Source organism: Streptomyces sp. C (genome assembly GCF_000158895.1).
Lineage (GTDB): Bacteria > Actinomycetota > Actinomycetes > Streptomycetales > Streptomycetaceae > Streptomyces > Streptomyces racemochromogenes.
This window is the reverse complement of sequence record NZ_GG657750.1, coordinates 4626405-4642964: the sequence shown is the minus strand read 5'-3', so window position 1 is coordinate 4642964 and position 16560 is coordinate 4626405. Positions and strand designations below refer to the sequence as shown.

Here is a 16560-nt window from a genome sequence, read left to right as displayed (position 1 = left end):
CCGCCTCCCCTCACCGGAGCCCGCGCGGCGGCCCCGGACACGACGAAGCCCCCCACCACTCCTCTCGGAGCGGTGGGGGGCTTCGTCTTACGAGCTCTTAGCCGTTGTACGGGCCGTAGTCGTAGTCCTCCAGCGGGACAGCCTGGCCGGAGCCGGTGCCGAAGGGGGAGTAGTCGATGTCGTCGTAACCGACGGCCGAGTACATCGCGGCCTTGGCCTCCTCGGTCGGCTCGACCCGGATGTTGCGGTAGCGGGACAGACCCGTACCGGCCGGGATGAGCTTACCGATGATGACGTTCTCCTTGAGGCCGATGAGGCTGTCGGACTTGGCGTTGATCGCCGCGTCCGTCAGGACTCGGGTCGTCTCCTGGAAGGAGGCGGCCGACAGCCAGGATTCCGTCGCCAGCGAGGCCTTGGTGATACCCATCAGCTGCGGGCGGCCGGAGGCGGGGTGACCGCCCTCGGTGACCACGCGACGGTTCTCGGTCTCGAACTTCGAGCGCTCGACGAGCTCGCCCGGCAGGAGCTCCGCGTCGCCGGACTCGATGATCGTCACGCGGCGCAGCATCTGCCGGATGATGATCTCGATGTGCTTGTCGTGGATCGACACGCCCTGCGAGTTGTAGACCTTCTGGACTTCGCCGACCAGGTGGACCTGGACGGCACGCTGGCCGAGGATGCGCAGCACGTCGTGCGGGTTGGTGGCACCCATGGTGAGCTTCTGGCCCACCTCGACGTGGTCGCCCTCGTGCACGATGACCTTGGCGCGCTTGGAGATCGGGAAGGCCGTCTCCTCGCTGCCGTCGTCGGGCGTGATGACGATCTTCTTCGTCTTCTCGGTCTCCTCGATCCGCACGCGGCCGGCGGCCTCGGAGATCGGGGCGACACCCTTCGGGGTACGGGCCTCGAAGAGCTCGACGACACGCGGCAGACCCTGCGTGATGTCGTCACCGGCCACACCACCGGTGTGGAAGGTACGCATCGTCAGCTGGGTACCGGGCTCACCGATGGACTGGGCGGCGATGATGCCGACCGCCTCGCCGATGTCGACGAGCTTGCCGGTGGCCAGCGAGCGGCCGTAGCAGAAGGCACAGGTGCCGACCGCGGACTCGCAGGTCAGGACCGAGCGGGTCTTGACCTCCTCGACGCCGTTCGCGATGAGGGCGTCGATGAGCACGTCGCCGAGGTCCACGTTCGCCGGCGCGATGACCTTGCCGTCGATGACGACGTCCTCGGCCAGCATGCGGGCGTACACGGAGGTCTCGACGTCGTCCGCCTTGCGGAGGACACCGGTCTCGTCCTTGACACCGATCTTGAGCTTGAGGCCGCGCTCGGTGCCGCAGTCCTCCTCGCGGATGATGACGTCCTGCGAGACGTCCACCAGACGACGGGTGAGGTAACCCGAGTCGGCGGTACGCAGGGCGGTGTCCGCCAGACCCTTACGGGCACCGTGCGTGGAGATGAAGTACTCCAGAACGGTGAGGCCCTCACGGAAGGACGCCTTGATCGGACGCGGGATGGTCTCGTTCTTCGCGTTCGACACCAGACCACGCATACCGGCGATCTGTCGCATCTGCATCATGTTTCCTCGGGCACCCGAGTCAACCATCATGAAGATGGGGTTCGTCTTGGGGAAGTTCGCGTTCATCGCCTCGGCGACCTCGTTGGTCGCCTTGGTCCAGATCGCGATGAGCTCCTGCGTGCGCTCGTCCTTGGTGATCAGACCGCGCTCGTACTGCTTCTGGACCTTCTCGTCCTGAGCCTCGTAGCCCGCGACGATGGCCTTCTTGGCCTCGGGCACGACGACGTCGGAGATGGCCACGGTGACGCCCGAACGGGTCGCCCAGTGGAAGCCGGCCGCCTTCAGGTTGTCGAGCGTCGCCGCCACGATGACCTTGGGGTAGCGCTCCGCCAGGTCGTTGACGATCTCGGAGAGCTGCTTCTTGCCCACCGAGTAGTCGACGAACGGGTAGTCCTCGGGCAGCAGCTCGTTGAAGAGCGCGCGACCCAGGGTCGTCTTCAGACGGAAGCTGTCGCCCGGCTGGAACTCCTGCTCGCCCTCTTCGGCGACCGGCGGCACCCAGCCGCGCGGCGGGATGGTGCCCACCGGGAAGCGGATGTCGACGGACGACTGCAGCGCGAGCTCGCCGGCGTCGAACGCCATGATCGCCTCGGCGGTCGAGCCGAACGCGCGGCCCTCGCCCTTGACGTCGCGGAGCTCACCGTCGGTGGTCAGGAAGAACAGACCCAGGACCATGTCCTGCGTCGGCATCGTGACCGGACGGCCGTCGGCCGGCTTGAGGATGTTGTTCGAGGACAGCATCAGGATGCGGGCCTCGGCCTGCGCCTCCGCGGAGAGCGGCAGGTGGACGGCCATCTGGTCACCGTCGAAGTCCGCGTTGAACGCGGTGCAGACGAGCGGGTGGATCTGGATGGCCTTGCCTTCGACCAGCTGGGGCTCGAAGGCCTGGATGCCGAGACGGTGCAGCGTGGGCGCACGGTTCAGCAGCACCGGGTGCTCGGCGATGACCTCTTCGAGCACGTCGTACACGACCGTGCGGCCGCGCTCGACCATGCGCTTCGCGCTCTTGATGTTCTGCGCGTGGTTCAGGTCGACCAGGCGCTTCATCACGAACGGCTTGAAGAGCTCCAGCGCCATGGCCTTGGGCAGACCACACTGGTGCAGCTTCAGCTGCGGACCGACGACGATCACGGAACGCGCGGAGTAGTCCACGCGCTTGCCGAGGAGGTTCTGACGGAATCGACCCTGCTTGCCCTTCAGCATGTCGCTGAGGGACTTCAGCGGACGGTTGCCGGGGCCCGTCACCGGGCGACCGCGACGGCCGTTGTCGAAGAGGGCGTCGACCGCCTCCTGGAGCATGCGCTTCTCGTTGTTCACGATGATCTCGGGGGCACCGAGGTCGAGAAGGCGCTTCAGGCGGTTGTTGCGGTTGATCACGCGGCGGTACAGGTCGTTCAGGTCGGAGGTCGCGAAGCGGCCACCGTCCAGCTGCACCATCGGACGCAGGTCCGGCGGGATGACCGGGACGCAGTCCAGGACCATGCCCTTGGGGCTGTTGCTGGTCTGCAGGAACGCGGAGACGACCTTGAGGCGCTTGAGCGCACGGGTCTTCTTCTGGCCCTTGCCGGTACGGATGATCTCGCGGAGGCGCTCGGCCTCCTCCTCCAGGTCGAAGGACTCCAGGCGCTTCTGCAGAGCAGCCGCACCCATCGAACCGTCGAAGTACGTGCCGAAGCGGTCACGCAGCTCGCGGTAGAGGAGCTCGTCGCCCTCGAGGTCCTGGACCTTGAGGTTCTTGAAGCGGTTCCACACCTCGTCGAGGCGGTCGATCTCGCGCTGGGCGCGGTCGCGGAGCTGCTTCATCTCGCGCTCGGCGCCTTCGCGCACCTTGCGGCGCACGTCGGCCTTGGCGCCCTCGGCCTCCAGCTCGGCCAGGTCGCTCTCGAGCTTCTTGGCACGGCCTTCGAGGTCCGCGTCACGGCGGTTCTCGATCTGCTGGCGCTCGACGGAGACGTGGGCCTCCAGCGACGGCAGGTCGCGCTGACGGCGCTCGTCGTCGACGAACGTGATCATGTACGCGGCGAAGTAGATGACCTTCTCGAGGTCCTTCGGCGCGAGGTCCAGCAGGTAGCCCAGGCGCGACGGGACGCCCTTGAAGTACCAGATGTGGGTGACGGGAGCGGCGAGCTCGATGTGGCCCATGCGCTCACGGCGCACCTTGGCGCGCGTGACCTCGACGCCACAGCGCTCACAGATGATGCCCTTGAAGCGGACACGCTTGTACTTGCCGCAGTAGCACTCCCAGTCCCGGGTCGGACCGAAGATCTTCTCGCAGAAGAGTCCGTCCTTCTCGGGCTTGAGGGTGCGGTAGTTGATGGTCTCCGGCTTCTTGACCTCGCCGTGCGACCAGGTTCGGATGTCGTCCGCGGTGGCAAGGCCGATCCGCAGCTCGTCGAAGAAGTTGACGTCGAGCACTGTGCGTCAATCCCTCTTTCGGGGTCGAGTCTCAATCATGGTCTGAACGGTCCCGGGGCGGCCGGGGGATCACGCGGATCCCCCGGCCAGGCCCGTCAGACCTCTTCGACGCTGCTCGGCTCGCGCCGGGACAGGTCGATACCGAGCTCCTCCGCCGCGCGGAAGACGTCCTCGTCGGTGTCGCGCATCTCGATGGACATGCCGTCCGAGGACAGCACCTCCACGTTGAGGCAGAGCGACTGCATTTCCTTGATGAGCACCTTGAAGGACTCGGGAATGCCCGGCTCGGGGATGTTCTCGCCCTTGACGATGGCCTCGTAGACCTTCACGCGGCCGGTCACGTCGTCGGACTTGATCGTCAGGAGTTCCTGGAGCGCGTAAGCGGCGCCGTACGCCTCGAGCGCCCACACCTCCATCTCACCGAAGCGCTGACCACCGAACTGCGCCTTACCACCCAGCGGCTGCTGCGTGATCATCGAGTACGGACCGGTCGAACGGGCGTGGAGCTTGTCGTCGACCAGGTGGTGCAGCTTGAGGATGTACATGTACCCGACCGAGATCGGGTCCGGGAACGGCTCGCCGGAGCGGCCGTCGAACAGACGCGCCTTACCGGTCGGGAGCACCATGCGCTCGCCGTCGCGGTTCGGGATCGTGTGCTGGAGCAGGCCGGCCAGCTCGTCCTCACGCGCACCGTCGAAGACGGGGGTGGCGACGTTGGTGCCGGGGGCGACCTGGTCGGCGCCGATCGCCTGGAGGCGCTGCGCCCACTCGTCCGCGAGGCCGGAGACGTCCCAGCCGCGGCTGGCGAGCCAGCCGAGGTGGATCTCCAGGACCTGTCCCGGGTTCATTCGGGACGGGACACCCAGCGGGTTCAGGATGATGTCGACCGGAGTTCCGTCCTCGAGGAACGGCATGTCCTCGATCGGAAGGATCTTCGAGATAACACCCTTGTTGCCGTGGCGGCCGGCGAGCTTGTCACCGTCGGTGATCTTGCGCTTCTGGGCGACGTAGACGCGGACCAGCTGGTTCACGCCCGGGGGAAGCTCGTCGCCCTCCTCGCGGTCGAAGACGCGGACGCCGATGACCTTGCCGATCTCACCGTGGGGGACCTTGAGCGAGGTGTCACGCACCTCGCGAGCCTTCTCACCGAAGATCGCGCGGAGCAGGCGCTCCTCGGGGGTCAGCTCGGTCTCACCCTTGGGCGTGACCTTGCCGACGAGGATGTCGCCGGCGACGACGTCCGCACCGATGCGGATGATGCCGCGCTCGTCGAGGTCGGCGAGGACCTCCTCGGAGACGTTCGGGATGTCCCGGGTGATCTCCTCGGGGCCCAGCTTGGTGTCACGGGCGTCGACCTCGTGCTCCTCGATGTGGATCGAGGAGAGGACGTCGTCCTGCACGAGGCGCTGCGACAGGATGATCGCGTCCTCGTAGTTGTGGCCTTCCCACGGCATGAACGCGACGAGCAGGTTCTTGCCGAGGGCCATCTCGCCCTCTTCGGTCGCCGGACCGTCGGCGAGGACCTGGGCCTCGATGATCCGGTCACCCTCGTTGACGATGACCTTCTGGTTGACCGAGGTGCCCTGGTTCGAGCGGGAGAACTTGGCGACGCGGTACGTGGTGTACGTGCCGTCGTCGTTGGCGACGGTGATGTAGTCGGCCGAGACCTCCTGGACGACACCGTCCTTCTCCGCCTTGATCGAGTCGCCGGCGTCGACCGCGCAGCGGTACTCCATGCCGGTGCCGACGAGCGGGGCCTCCGCCTTGATGAGCGGAACGGCCTGGCGCATCATGTTCGCGCCCATGAGGGCGCGGTTGGCGTCGTCGTGCTCGAGGAAGGGGATCATCGCGGTGGCGACGGACACCATCTGGCGCGGCGAGACGTCCATGTAGTCCACGTCGGACGGCTCGACGTAGTCGACCTCGCCGCCACGCTTGCGGACCAGGACGCGGTTCTCGGTGAAGCGCAGCTCGTCGTCCAGGCGGGCGTTCGCCTGGGCGATGACGAAGCGGTCTTCCTCGTCGGCGGTGACGTAGTCGACCTCGTCGGTGACCTGGCCGTCGACGACCTTGCGGTACGGGGTCTCGATGAAACCGAACGCGTTGACGCGGCCGTAGGACGCGAGCGAGCCGATCAGACCGATGTTCGGGCCTTCGGGGGTCTCGATCGGACACATGCGGCCGTAGTGCGACGGGTGCACGTCACGGACCTCGAAGCCGGCCCGCTCACGGGACAGACCGCCGGGACCCAGCGCCGAGAGACGACGCTTGTGCGTCAGACCCGACAGCGGGTTGTTCTGGTCCATGAACTGCGACAGCTGGCTGGTGCCGAAGAACTCCTTGATGGAGGCGACGACCGGCCGGATGTTGATCAGGGTCTGGGGCGTGATCGCCTCGACGTCCTGGGTGGTCATGCGCTCGCGCACGACGCGCTCCATACGAGCCAGACCCGTGCGGACCTGGTTCTGGATGAGCTCGCCGACGTTGCGCAGACGACGGTTGCCGAAGTGGTCGATGTCGTCGGTCTCGACGACGATCGAACGGCCCGACTCACCGATGGTCTCGGTCTCGCCCGCGTGGAGCTTGACGAGGTACTTGATCGTCGCGATCACGTCGTCGGTGGTGAGCACACCGGCGTCGAGCGGCTCGTCGGCGCCGAGCTTCTTGTTCACCTTGTAGCGGCCGACCTTGGCGAGGTCGTAGCGCTTCGGGTTGAAGTAGAGGTTCTCGAGCAGCGTCTGAGCGGCCTCGCGGGTCGGCGGCTCGCCCGGGCGCAGCTTGCGGTAGATGTCGAGCAGCGCGTCGTCCTGGCCCTGGGTGTGGTCCTTCTCCAGGGTGGCGCGCATGGACTCGTACTCGCCGAACTCCTCGAGGATCTGCTCGGTGGTCCAGCCGAGAGCCTTCAGGAGGACGGTCACGGACTGCTTGCGCTTGCGGTCGATGCGGACGCCGACCATGTCGCGCTTGTCGACCTCCATCTCCAGCCAGGCACCCCGGGACGGGATGATCTTGGCGGAGAAGATGTCCTTGTCGGACGTCTTGTCGATGGAGGAGTCGAAGTAGACACCCGGGGAACGGACGAGCTGCGACACGACGACGCGCTCGGTGCCGTTGATGACGAAGGTGCCCTTGTTGGTCATGAGCGGGAAGTCGCCCATGAAGACCGTCTGAGACTTGATCTCACCGGTCTCGTTGTTCGTGAACTCGGCCGTGACGAAGAGCGGCGCCGCGTACGTGAAGTCGCGCTCCTTGCACTCGTCGACGGAGTTCTTCGCCGGCTCGAACCGGTGGTCGCGGAACGTCAGCGACATCGACCCGGAGAAGTCCTCGATCGGCGAGATCTCCTCGAAGATCTCTTCCAGACCGGACTTGGTGGGGACGTCCTGTCCACTCTCAAGCGCCGACTCGACGCGGGACTTCCAGGCGGCGTTGCCGAGCAGCCAGTCAAAGCTCTCGGTCTGCAGCGCCAGGAGGTTCGGAACCTCGAGGGGCTCCTTGATCTTTGCAAAGGAGATGCGCAGCGGGGCGGTGCTGGCACCGTTGTTCGTATTGGTCGAGGCGTTGCGCGAGGCGGCCAAGAGGGGGTCCTTCCGAGGGCTCGGACTCACTACGCGCGTACCGGTCCCAGCCGACACAGAAGACAAGGTGCTCCCGATCTGGCAAAAGACCAGGTCAGAGGCGGTCAGTCAGATGTGCTCGAGCGTGGGCATGCCCCTGGCGACGGGCAGGGGACAGCTAACAGGCAGCGCAAAGGGTCAGTGTAGCCACTCGGCTCACTGATGTCCAGACCAGGTTTCCGGAAACCGGCAACAGGCCCTTCCCTACCGTTGTTCAACCAACACGCTGCGGCTCTCGTTCACAGAGCGCGTATCAGTACTGCCCTCTTCGTAGTCGATCCATGCCTCGATCCATGCCTCGGATCTCGGATCGCACCGGCCGACCTCACGACGGGACTGAGAATTGCGCGCCGCTGGCCGTTCGTCAAGGCCCCGTGCTCCGAGCGGATCATCTCCGGACCCTGCTTCGGGACAACGAAGATCACCCTACTCCCCAACGAGAGGAGGGCAAGTCAGGCACTGCGGATACGCCAAAGGGCGACCACCCTTACGGGTGATCGCCCTTCGCAGAGGCCGTCAGACGGCCTCAGAGGTGTTACTTGACCTCGACGCCCGCACCGGCGGCCTTGAGGGCCTCGGCGGCCTTGTCAGCGGCCTCCTTGTTGACCTTCTCGAGGACCGGCTTCGGGGTGCCGTCGACGAGGTCCTTGGCCTCCTTCAGACCCAGGGAGGTCAGCTCGCGCACGACCTTGATGACCTGGATCTTCTTGTCGCCGGCACCGGTGAGGATGACGTCGAACTCGTCCTTCTCCTCCTCGGCCTCGGCCACGGCGCCGGGGGCACCCGGGGCGGCAACGGCGACGGCCGCGGCGGCGGTGACGTCGAACTTCTCCTCGAAGGCCTTCACGAACTCGGAGAGCTCGATGAGGGTCATCTCCTCGAACTGGGCGAGGAGGTCGTCCTGAGAGAGCTTCGCCATGATGGGCGATCCTTCCACTAATTCGGCAGGTGCCGGATGTGTATAGAGGCGGGCGTAACGGCCCGCTACGACCCACGCACTAGGCGGCGTGGATCAATGCGCGAGCCGAATTACTCGGCACCGCCCTGCTCGGCCTGCTTGGCACGGAGCGCGTCCACGGTGCGGACGAGCTTCGACGGCAGCGCCTGGAAGAGCTGGGCAGCCTGAGACTGCTTGCCCTTGAACGCGCCGGCCAGCTTGCTGAGCAGAACCTCGCGGGACTCGAGGTCCGCAAGCTTCTTGATGTCATCGGCGGAGAGCGCCTTACCATCAAGGACACCCGCCTTGATGATCAGGTTGGGGTTGTCCTTGGCGAAGTCACGCAGGCTCTTCGCCGACTCCACCGGGTCACCGGTGATGAAGGCGACCGCGGTCGGACCAGCGAAGTGCTCGTCCAGCGCGGTGATCCCGGCCTGGTTGGCCGCAATCTTGGTCAGCGTGTTCTTCACCACGGCGTACTGGGCGTTCTCACCAAGGGAGCGACGCAGCGTCTTGAGCTGCGCGACGGTGAGACCCCGGTACTCGGTCAGCACGGCGGCGTTCGAGCTCTGGAACGCGTCCTTGAGCTCGGCTACCGATGCAGCCTTGTTGGGCGTCGGCATGGTGCGTTCGCCTCCTTCCGGGTGATGAGGACCGCTCAGAAGGGGCTGAAAAACGAAACGCCCCGGCGCAGGCGCCAGGGCACGGCTCAACCGGAACGAGATTCCGGGAACCTTCCACAGTCACCTACGCGGGTCGTCCGCACTCAACGGATCCTTCGGCCACCGCACCCTTCCAGGCGCGGCAACGACCAGCGGTCTTTGGCTTCTCAGGAAGAGTACGCGAACCATCCGTTGCAGAGCAAATCCGCCCGTACGGCGGATCCGCTCGCACGTCGTGCCTGGTCAGCCCTGCTCCGTGCCGGAGCCCTCGCGCGAGCGCTTCATCATCTCGGCGAGGTCGACGACCTGGTCGGCCGACGGGGCCGTGATCTCGACCGGCTTGTTGAAGTCCAGGAACTTGATCGTCGTGTCCAGCGGGCCCTTGGTGCCCTCACCGCGGGTACGGACCTGCTTGGTGTGGCCGGACTCGTCGATCCACATGTCGACGGCGAGGCTCTTGATGCCCTCGCCCTCCAGCTGCTTGAGGCTCTTCTCCCGGCGCTCCCGGGCCTCCGGGGTGGAGGTCGTCGCGACGCCGGCGCGCATCTGCTCGGTCGTGATGGTCCCGGAGACGTGCGTGGTCTTCACGCCGTCGACGTTCTCCTCGCCGACCGTCTTGAGGTCCTTGGCGCCCATCAGCTGGTCGGCCCGGTCCCCCGGGTTCTCGCCGGAGCTGCTCGCGCCGCCCTGGGCGCTCTCCATCTTCTTGGCCGTCGCCGGGTCGAGTGCCTTCATGTCGAACTTGAGCCACGTGCCCTCGGAGCCCAGGTACATGGCCCCGTCGATCATCCGGATCTCGACGGTGCCGGACTCGGCGCCCTGCGAGGTGGCCTTCATCGACATCGCCACGGACGGCTTGAGCCGCATGGAGGCCTCGGAGGAGACCTGCTGGCCCGAGGCCGTCCCCGTCAGGGTGTAGCGGAGGGAGGTGATCTCCTCGGAGGTCTTCTTGGCCTTCTGCAGGAACGCGGCCGGCGTGGCGTCCGCGGCGCCCCCGGCCGCCTTGGAGGCGGACGGGGAGGCCTGCGCGGACGGCGCGGACGCCGCCTTGCCGCCGTCGGCCTTCTTCCCGTCCTCGCAGGCCGTCGTGGCCCCGCCCACGAGCAGTACGGCGGCCAGCGCGGCACCTGCGGTCTTCTTGCGGTACGTGAGCATGGAGTCCCCACCCCTGGTGTGATCGTCGAACCGTCCGACCATATGGCAGATACACGCAAAGGTCGTACGGAATATCGGCCAGGAGAAACGGAAACGGGCCCCCCGCTCCCGAGGGAGCGAGGGGCCCGTTCAGCCACTCAGGCGAGCCGTGGGGCTCAGACAGCAGCCGGGTCTTCCTCGACGAGGAGGTTCCGGGTGCGGTTGGAGTCCAGCTGGATGCCGGGGCCCATCGTGGTGCTCAGGGCGGCCTTCTTGATGTAGCGGCCCTTGGCGGCGGACGGCTTCAGACGGATGATCTCGTCCAGAGCGGCCGCGTAGTTCTCGACCAGCTGCTCGTCGGTGAAGGAGACCTTGCCGACGATGAAGTGCAGGTTCGAGTGCTTGTCGACGCGGAACTCGATCTTGCCACCCTTGATCTCGGTGACAGCCTTGGCGACGTCCATGGTGACGGTGCCGGTCTTCGGGTTCGGCATGAGACCACGCGGACCGAGCACGCGGCCGAGGCGGCCGACCTTGCCCATGAGGTCCGGGGTCGCCACGACGGCGTCGAACTCGTTGAGGCGGTTGCCCTTGGCGATCTCGTTGATCAGCTCGTCGTCGCCGACGATGTCGGCGCCGGCGGCTTCCGCGGCCGCAGCACGGTCACCGGTCGCGAAGACCAGGACCCGGGCGGTCTTACCGGTGCCGTGCGGGAGGTTCACGGTGCCGCGGACCATCTGGTCGGCCTTGCGCGGGTCGACACCCAGGCGGAAGGCAACCTCGACGGTGGCGTCGAACTTGGTGGTGGAGGTCTCCTTGGCGAGACGGACGGCCTCGAGCGGGGCGTACAGCTTCTCCCGGTCGACCTTGGCGTCCGCAGCGCGGAGAGTCTTGCTGCGCTTCACTTCTGCTCCTGTGTAAGTGCTTCAGGCATGGAGTCGTGGTACGGACCAGCGCTTGGCCCTACCACTGGGGAACTGCGAGGGGCTGGATCAGCCCTCGACCGTGATACCCATCGAACGGGCGGTGCCGGCGATGATCTTCTCGGCGGCGTCGATGTCGTTCGCGTTGAGGTCGGGCATCTTGATCGTGGCGATCTCGCGGACCTGGTCACGCGTGAGCTTCGCGACCTTGGTCTTGTGCGGCTCGCCGGAGCCCTTCTCGATGCCGGCGCTCTTCAGGATGAGGCGCGCGGCCGGCGGCGTCTTGGTGATGAAGGTGAAGGAACGGTCCTCGTAGACCGTGATCTCCACCGGCACGACCATGCCACGCTGCGACTCGGTCGCGGCGTTGTAGGCCTTGCAGAACTCCATGATGTTGACGCCGTGCTGACCGAGCGCGGGGCCGACCGGCGGAGCCGGGTTGGCCGCACCGGCCTTGATCTGGAGCTTGATAAGCCCCGTGACCTTCTTCTTCTTGGGAGGCATTGCTCTCTCCGGGTCCTAGTGAGAGTTTTCAGCCGTCCGTCCGGTCATCCGGATGGAGGCATACCGCACCACGATAACGGGTATGGGCGCGGGGCTAAAAACCGAGCAGGTCAGACCGCCCTTTACGGGCTGGTCTGACCTGTTTCGGAAGCTTTGAATCCGGAAGATCAGTTCTTCTGGATCTGGTCGAAGCTCAGCTCGACCGGGGTCTCGCGGCCGAAGATCTCGACGAGGCCCTTGACCTTCTTCGAGTCCGGGTTGATCTCGTTGATCGTCGCCTGGAGCGTGGCGAACGGGCCGTCGGTGACGGTGACCGAGTCGCCGACCTCGAAGTCCAGGACCTCGATGGTGCGCTTGACGGCGGGCGCGGGCAGGCCGGCCTCTTCCGCGGCCTGCTTGGCGGCCTTCTCCTGCGCCTCGGGGGCGAGCATCTTGACGATCTCGTCGAGGGTCAGCGGGTACGGGTCGTACGCGTTGCCGACGAAGCCCGTGACACCCGGGGTGTTGCGGACGACGCCCCAGGACTCGTTCGTCAGGTCCATGCGGACGAGCACGTAACCGGGCAGCTTGTTCTGCCGGACGTTCTTGCGCTCGCCGTTCTTGATCTGGACGATCTCTTCCTCGGGCACCTCGGCCTGGTAGATGAACTCCTCGACGTTCAGCGAGACGGCGCGCTGCTCCAGGTTGGCCTTCACGCGCTTCTCGTAGCCCGCGTAGGTGTGGATCACGTACCACTCGCCGGGCAGCAGGCGCAGCTCGTCGCGCAGGGCCTGGATGGGGTCGACGGGCTCGGCCGGGGCGGCCTCCTCGGCGGCCTCGGCCTCGACGTCGGCGTCGGCCTCGACGGCGGCCTCGTCCTCGATGTCGCCCTCGTCCTCGGCGTCCTCGTCGACTTCCTCGTCAGCCTCGGCGTCGACCTCGTCCTCGACGTGCAGCGCGGCTTCCTCGGCGGCGATGCCCGCCTCGGCGTCGGCGAGCTCGACCTCGTCGGGGTCCACAGCGTCCGCCGCCTCGACGATGTCGAGCTGGTCCTCGACGGACTCGACGGAGTCGTGGCTCGCGTTCAGGTTCGGGTCAGACACGGTGGCTGCTTCTTCCTGGATACAAAAGGTGGTGGAACATGCGAAAAAAGGCGGCACCCATCAAGGCGCCGCCCTCCGCGGGGATCAGCCGAAGACGAACTTGATGGCTTCCTGGAACCCATAGTCAATCACGGTCACCAGACCGATCATGATGACGACGAAGACAATCACCACGGTGGTGTACGTCGAGAGCTGGTTACGGGTGGGCCATACGACCTTGCGGAGTTCCGCGACGATCTGGCGGTAGAACAGCGCGAGGCGGCCCAGGGGCCCCTTCTTTCCGCGCTTGCCGCCCTTGCGGGCCTTCTTCTCGCGAGTGTCGCTGTCGGCGTCAGGCATGTCGATGGAGCCCAGGGCGTCCGTCACGTCTCTCACCTGAATCCGGGTCGTGGCCGTAGCCGCGCCCGGTTGCGCCGCACGGCGTTGCATCGAAGTACGTACCTGCGCACACATCCGAGAAGGAGTGTGAAGCAGGGCCGGAGGGACTCGAACCCCCAACCGCTGGTTTTGGAGACCAGTGCTCTACCAATTGAGCTACGACCCTTTGTTGCGTTCCCCAACCTACCGCATCCGGGCGGGTGCACGGAGTGCTCACGCTCTGGGGCGGCTGGTGAGGGCCAACGACAGGTGAGTGTACGTGGTCCGGGCCGTGACGTCGAACAGAAGCCATCCGGATCTGCTCCGTCCGGTGATTGAAACGGTGTGCGGGCCTTCTCGGCCGTCTGGGACGATTGGCCCCATGACCTCTGCAACGCCTTCCTCCGAGCGCCGGGTGTCTGCCCGCATCGGCGCCATCTCCGAGTCCGCCACCCTCGCCGTCGACGCCAAGGCCAAGGCCCTCAAGGCCGCCGGGCGCCCGGTGATCGGCTTCGGCGCGGGCGAGCCCGACTTCCCGACGCCCGACTACATCGTCGAGGCGGCGGTCGAGGCCTGCCGCGACCCCAAGTTCCACCGCTACACGCCCGCCGGCGGCCTGCCCGAGCTGAAGAAGGCCATCGCCGCCAAGACGCTGCGCGACTCCGGCTACGAGGTCGACGCCTCCCAGGTCCTGGTGACCAACGGCGGCAAGCAGGCCATCTACGAGGCCTTCGCCGCGATCCTCGACCCGGGCGACGAGGTCATCGTCCCCGCCCCGTACTGGACCACCTACCCGGAGTCGATCCGCCTCGCCGGCGGCGTCCCGGTCGAGGTCGTCGCCGACGAGACCACCGGCTACCGCGTCTCCGTCGAGCAGCTGGAGGCCGCGCGCACCGAGCGCACCAAGGTCGTCCTGTTCGTCTCCCCCTCCAACCCGACCGGCGCGGTCTACAGCGAGGACGACGCGAAGGCGATCGGCGAGTGGGCCGCCGAGCACGGCCTGTGGGTCCTCACGGACGAGATCTACGAGCACCTCGTCTACGGCGACGCGAAGTTCACCTCGCTGCCCGTGCTGGTCCCGGCCCTGCGCGACAAGTGCATCATCGTCAACGGCGTCGCCAAGACGTACGCCATGACGGGCTGGCGCGTGGGCTGGGTCATCGCCCCGCAGGACGTCATCAAGGCCGCGACCAACCTCCAGTCGCACGCCACCTCCAACGTCTCCAACGTGGCCCAGGTCGCCGCGCTGGCCGCCGTCTCGGGCAACCTGGACGCCGTCGCCGAGATGCGCAAGGCCTTCGACCGCCGCCGCCAGACGATGGTGAAGATGCTCAACGAGATCGACGGCGTCTTCTGCCCGACCCCCGAGGGCGCGTTCTACGCGTACCCGTCGGTCAAGGAGCTGCTCGGCAAGGAGATCCGCGGCAAGCGCCCGCAGACCTCCGTCGAGCTGGCCGCGCTGATCCTGGACGAGGCCGAGGTCGCGGTCGTCCCGGGCGAGGCCTTCGGCACCCCGGGCTACCTGCGCCTGTCCTACGCCCTGGGCGACGAGGACCTGGTCGAGGGCGTGTCCCGCATCCAGAACCTCCTGGCGGAGGCCAAGGCCTAGGCCTCCGGCGGTTCCGCGTGACCCGGAGCGGCGTCACCCCCACGGGGGCGACGCCGCTCCGGCATTTCCAGCCCCGCCGGCGTCCGAGGCGCGGGGTTTGGGGCGGAGCCCCCGGATCCCCACCAGCCCCGCCGGCGTTTGAGGCGCGGGGTCCGGGGCGGAGCCCCGGGGAACGGAGGAAGGGCGGGTAGGGGACGGCCCCGCGCAGCGGCACCCCGCCCCCGCCCCCACGGCGTCAGATTCATGTTCGGGCAACGTCCCGTTCAGGTAATCCGCTGCCAATCGGGTGACCGATACGGCAGGATCACCAGATGGAGCACGTACGCGATCTCACGCTTCTGCCGAAGGCCCACCTCCACCTGCACTTCACGGGCTCGATGCGCCCGTCGACCCTGCTGGAGCTCGCCGACAAGTACGGCGTCCGCCTCCCCGACGCCCTGACCGCCGGGGAGCCGCCCAAGCTGCGCGCCACCGACGAGCGCGGCTGGTTCCGCTTCCAGCGGCTCTACGACGCCGCCCGCAACTGCCTGCGCGAGCCCGAGGACATCCAGCGGCTGGTCCGCGAGGCGGCCGAGGAGGACGTCCGGGACGGCAGCGGCTGGCTGGAGATCCAGGTCGACCCCACCTCCTACGCGCCCCTCCTCGGCGGGATGATCCCGGCCGTCGAGGTCATCCTCGACGCCGTCGACAGCGCCTCCCGCGAGACCGGCCTCGGCATGCGGGTCCTGATCGCCGCGAACCGCATGAAGCACCCCCTCGACGCCCGCACCCTGGCCCGCCTCGCCGTCCGCTACGCCGACCGCGGCGTCGTCGGCTTCGGGCTCTCCAACGACGAGCGCCGCGGCATGGCCCGCGACTTCGACCGGGCCTTCGCCATCGCCCGCGAGGGCGGCCTGCTCGCGGCCCCGCACGGCGGCGAGCTGACCGGCCCCTCCTCGGTCCGCGACTGCCTCGACGACCTGCACGCCGCCCGCATCGGGCACGGCGTACGGGCCGCCGAGGACCCCCGGCTGCTGAAGCGGCTCGCCGACCGGCAGATCACCTGCGAGGTCTGCCCGGCGTCCAACGTCGCCCTCGGCGTGTACGAGCGGCCCGAGGACGTGCCGCTGCGGACCCTCTTCGAGGCCGGGGTGCCGATGGCGCTGGGTGCGGACGACCCGCTGCTCTTCGGGTCCCGGCTCGCGGCCCAGTACGAGATCGCGCGCCGCCACCACGCCTTCACGGACGCGGAGCTCGCCGAGCTGGCCCGTCAGTCGGTGCGGGGGTCGGCGGCGCCGGAGGAGGTCAAGGCGAAGCTTCTGGACGGGATCGAGCACTGGCTGGCCGGGTGAGCCGCAGGTCGCCCTCGTGGCAGTCGGCCCGTACCCGGTGACCGTCGGGAAAGCCTATCTCCAGGTGGGTGCGCCCCTGCTCGGGCAGCGCGAACTCGGCGACCGATTCGACGGTCTGGCCGAGGTGGCGCAGGAAGGGGTGCTCGCCGAGGTCCTCGCCGACCTCGATCCGGCCCCACTCCCCCAGGTCGTACGGCTCGTGCGGCTCGGCGCACTCGACGATGAGGCACTGGTCGGACCCGGTCGTGATGCGCGTGCACTCGCCGACGCTGTCGATCAGCCAGACGTCGAGCGGTGCCTCGGAGCGCTCGCCTTCGCAGATGTGCCAGGACGCGACGACCCGGCGGATCTCGCGCCCCACCAGCCGTGTGGGGTCCGTACCGGCCCCGTGCAGGGGGCAGTGCATG

General features: G+C 67.4%; 12 protein-coding genes and 1 tRNA gene. 2 read left to right on the top strand and 11 right to left on the bottom strand.

All coding sequences use genetic code 11. The features are described from left to right. Positions 1–97 precede the first annotated feature (97 nt). The 10 genes from SSNG_RS20960 to SSNG_RS20915 form a co-directional block, all read right to left on the bottom strand. Positions 98–3997: a DNA-directed RNA polymerase subunit beta' gene (locus SSNG_RS20960; protein ID WP_007265891.1), complete on the bottom strand. Its 3900-nt coding sequence runs from the start codon at positions 3995–3997 to the stop codon at positions 98–100. 95 nt (positions 3998–4092) lie between these two features. Beyond that, complete coding sequence (gene rpoB, locus SSNG_RS20955; RefSeq protein WP_007265890.1) at positions 4093–7575, bottom strand: DNA-directed RNA polymerase subunit beta; 3483 nt, start codon at positions 7573–7575, stop codon at positions 4093–4095. A gap of 574 nt (positions 7576–8149) precedes the next feature. After that, positions 8150–8533 (bottom strand): 50S ribosomal protein L7/L12, encoded by a 384-nt coding sequence (gene rplL / locus SSNG_RS20950; protein WP_042801558.1) that lies wholly within the window; start codon positions 8531–8533, stop codon positions 8150–8152. A 110-nt stretch (positions 8534–8643) separates the two neighbouring features. Continuing rightward, a complete protein-coding gene (gene rplJ / locus SSNG_RS20945; RefSeq protein ID WP_007265888.1) occupies positions 8644–9174 on the bottom strand; it encodes a 50S ribosomal protein L10 in 531 nt (176 codons plus the stop codon). Between the two features lie 282 nt (positions 9175–9456). Next, entirely contained in the window at positions 9457–10368 is a 912-nt protein-coding gene (locus tag SSNG_RS20940; RefSeq protein ID WP_042801555.1) for an LppX_LprAFG lipoprotein, read from the bottom strand. Between the two features lie 155 nt (positions 10369–10523). After that, a complete protein-coding gene (rplA, locus tag SSNG_RS20935) occupies positions 10524–11252 on the bottom strand; it encodes a 50S ribosomal protein L1 (RefSeq protein ID WP_007265886.1) in 729 nt (242 codons plus the stop codon). A gap of 87 nt (positions 11253–11339) precedes the next feature. After that, positions 11340–11774, bottom strand: a complete 435-nt coding sequence (gene rplK, locus SSNG_RS20930; protein WP_007265885.1) for a 50S ribosomal protein L11 — start codon at positions 11772–11774, stop codon at positions 11340–11342. Positions 11775–11941: 167 nt separating this feature from the next. Continuing rightward, positions 11942–12856 (bottom strand): transcription termination/antitermination protein NusG, encoded by a 915-nt coding sequence (gene nusG, locus SSNG_RS20925; RefSeq protein WP_007265884.1) that lies wholly within the window; start codon positions 12854–12856, stop codon positions 11942–11944. 84 nt (positions 12857–12940) lie between these two features. Further along, the gene (gene secE / locus SSNG_RS20920) at positions 12941–13222 is read right to left on the bottom strand and encodes a preprotein translocase subunit SecE (RefSeq protein WP_042801552.1); all 282 of its coding nucleotides are present in this window, start codon (positions 13220–13222) and stop codon (positions 12941–12943) included. A 105-nt stretch (positions 13223–13327) separates the two neighbouring features. After that, positions 13328–13400, bottom strand: a tRNA-Trp gene (locus SSNG_RS20915). A gap of 195 nt (positions 13401–13595) precedes the next feature. Between SSNG_RS20915 and SSNG_RS20910 the strand changes: the two genes are divergently transcribed. Together SSNG_RS20910 and SSNG_RS20905 are read left to right on the top strand one after the other, a co-directional pair. Further along, positions 13596–14822, top strand: a complete 1227-nt coding sequence (locus tag SSNG_RS20910) for a pyridoxal phosphate-dependent aminotransferase (RefSeq protein ID WP_007265882.1) — start codon at positions 13596–13598, stop codon at positions 14820–14822. A gap of 311 nt (positions 14823–15133) precedes the next feature. After that, positions 15134–16153: an adenosine deaminase gene (locus tag SSNG_RS20905; protein WP_007265881.1), complete on the top strand. Its 1020-nt coding sequence runs from the start codon at positions 15134–15136 to the stop codon at positions 16151–16153. On the opposite strand, the gene SSNG_RS20900 is transcribed toward SSNG_RS20905, so the two are convergent. Beyond that, entirely contained in the window at positions 16107–16559 is a 453-nt protein-coding gene (locus tag SSNG_RS20900; protein WP_050779686.1) for a hypothetical protein, read from the bottom strand. The genes SSNG_RS20905 and SSNG_RS20900 overlap by 47 nt on opposite strands. Between the last annotated feature and the right edge of the window lies 1 nt (position 16560).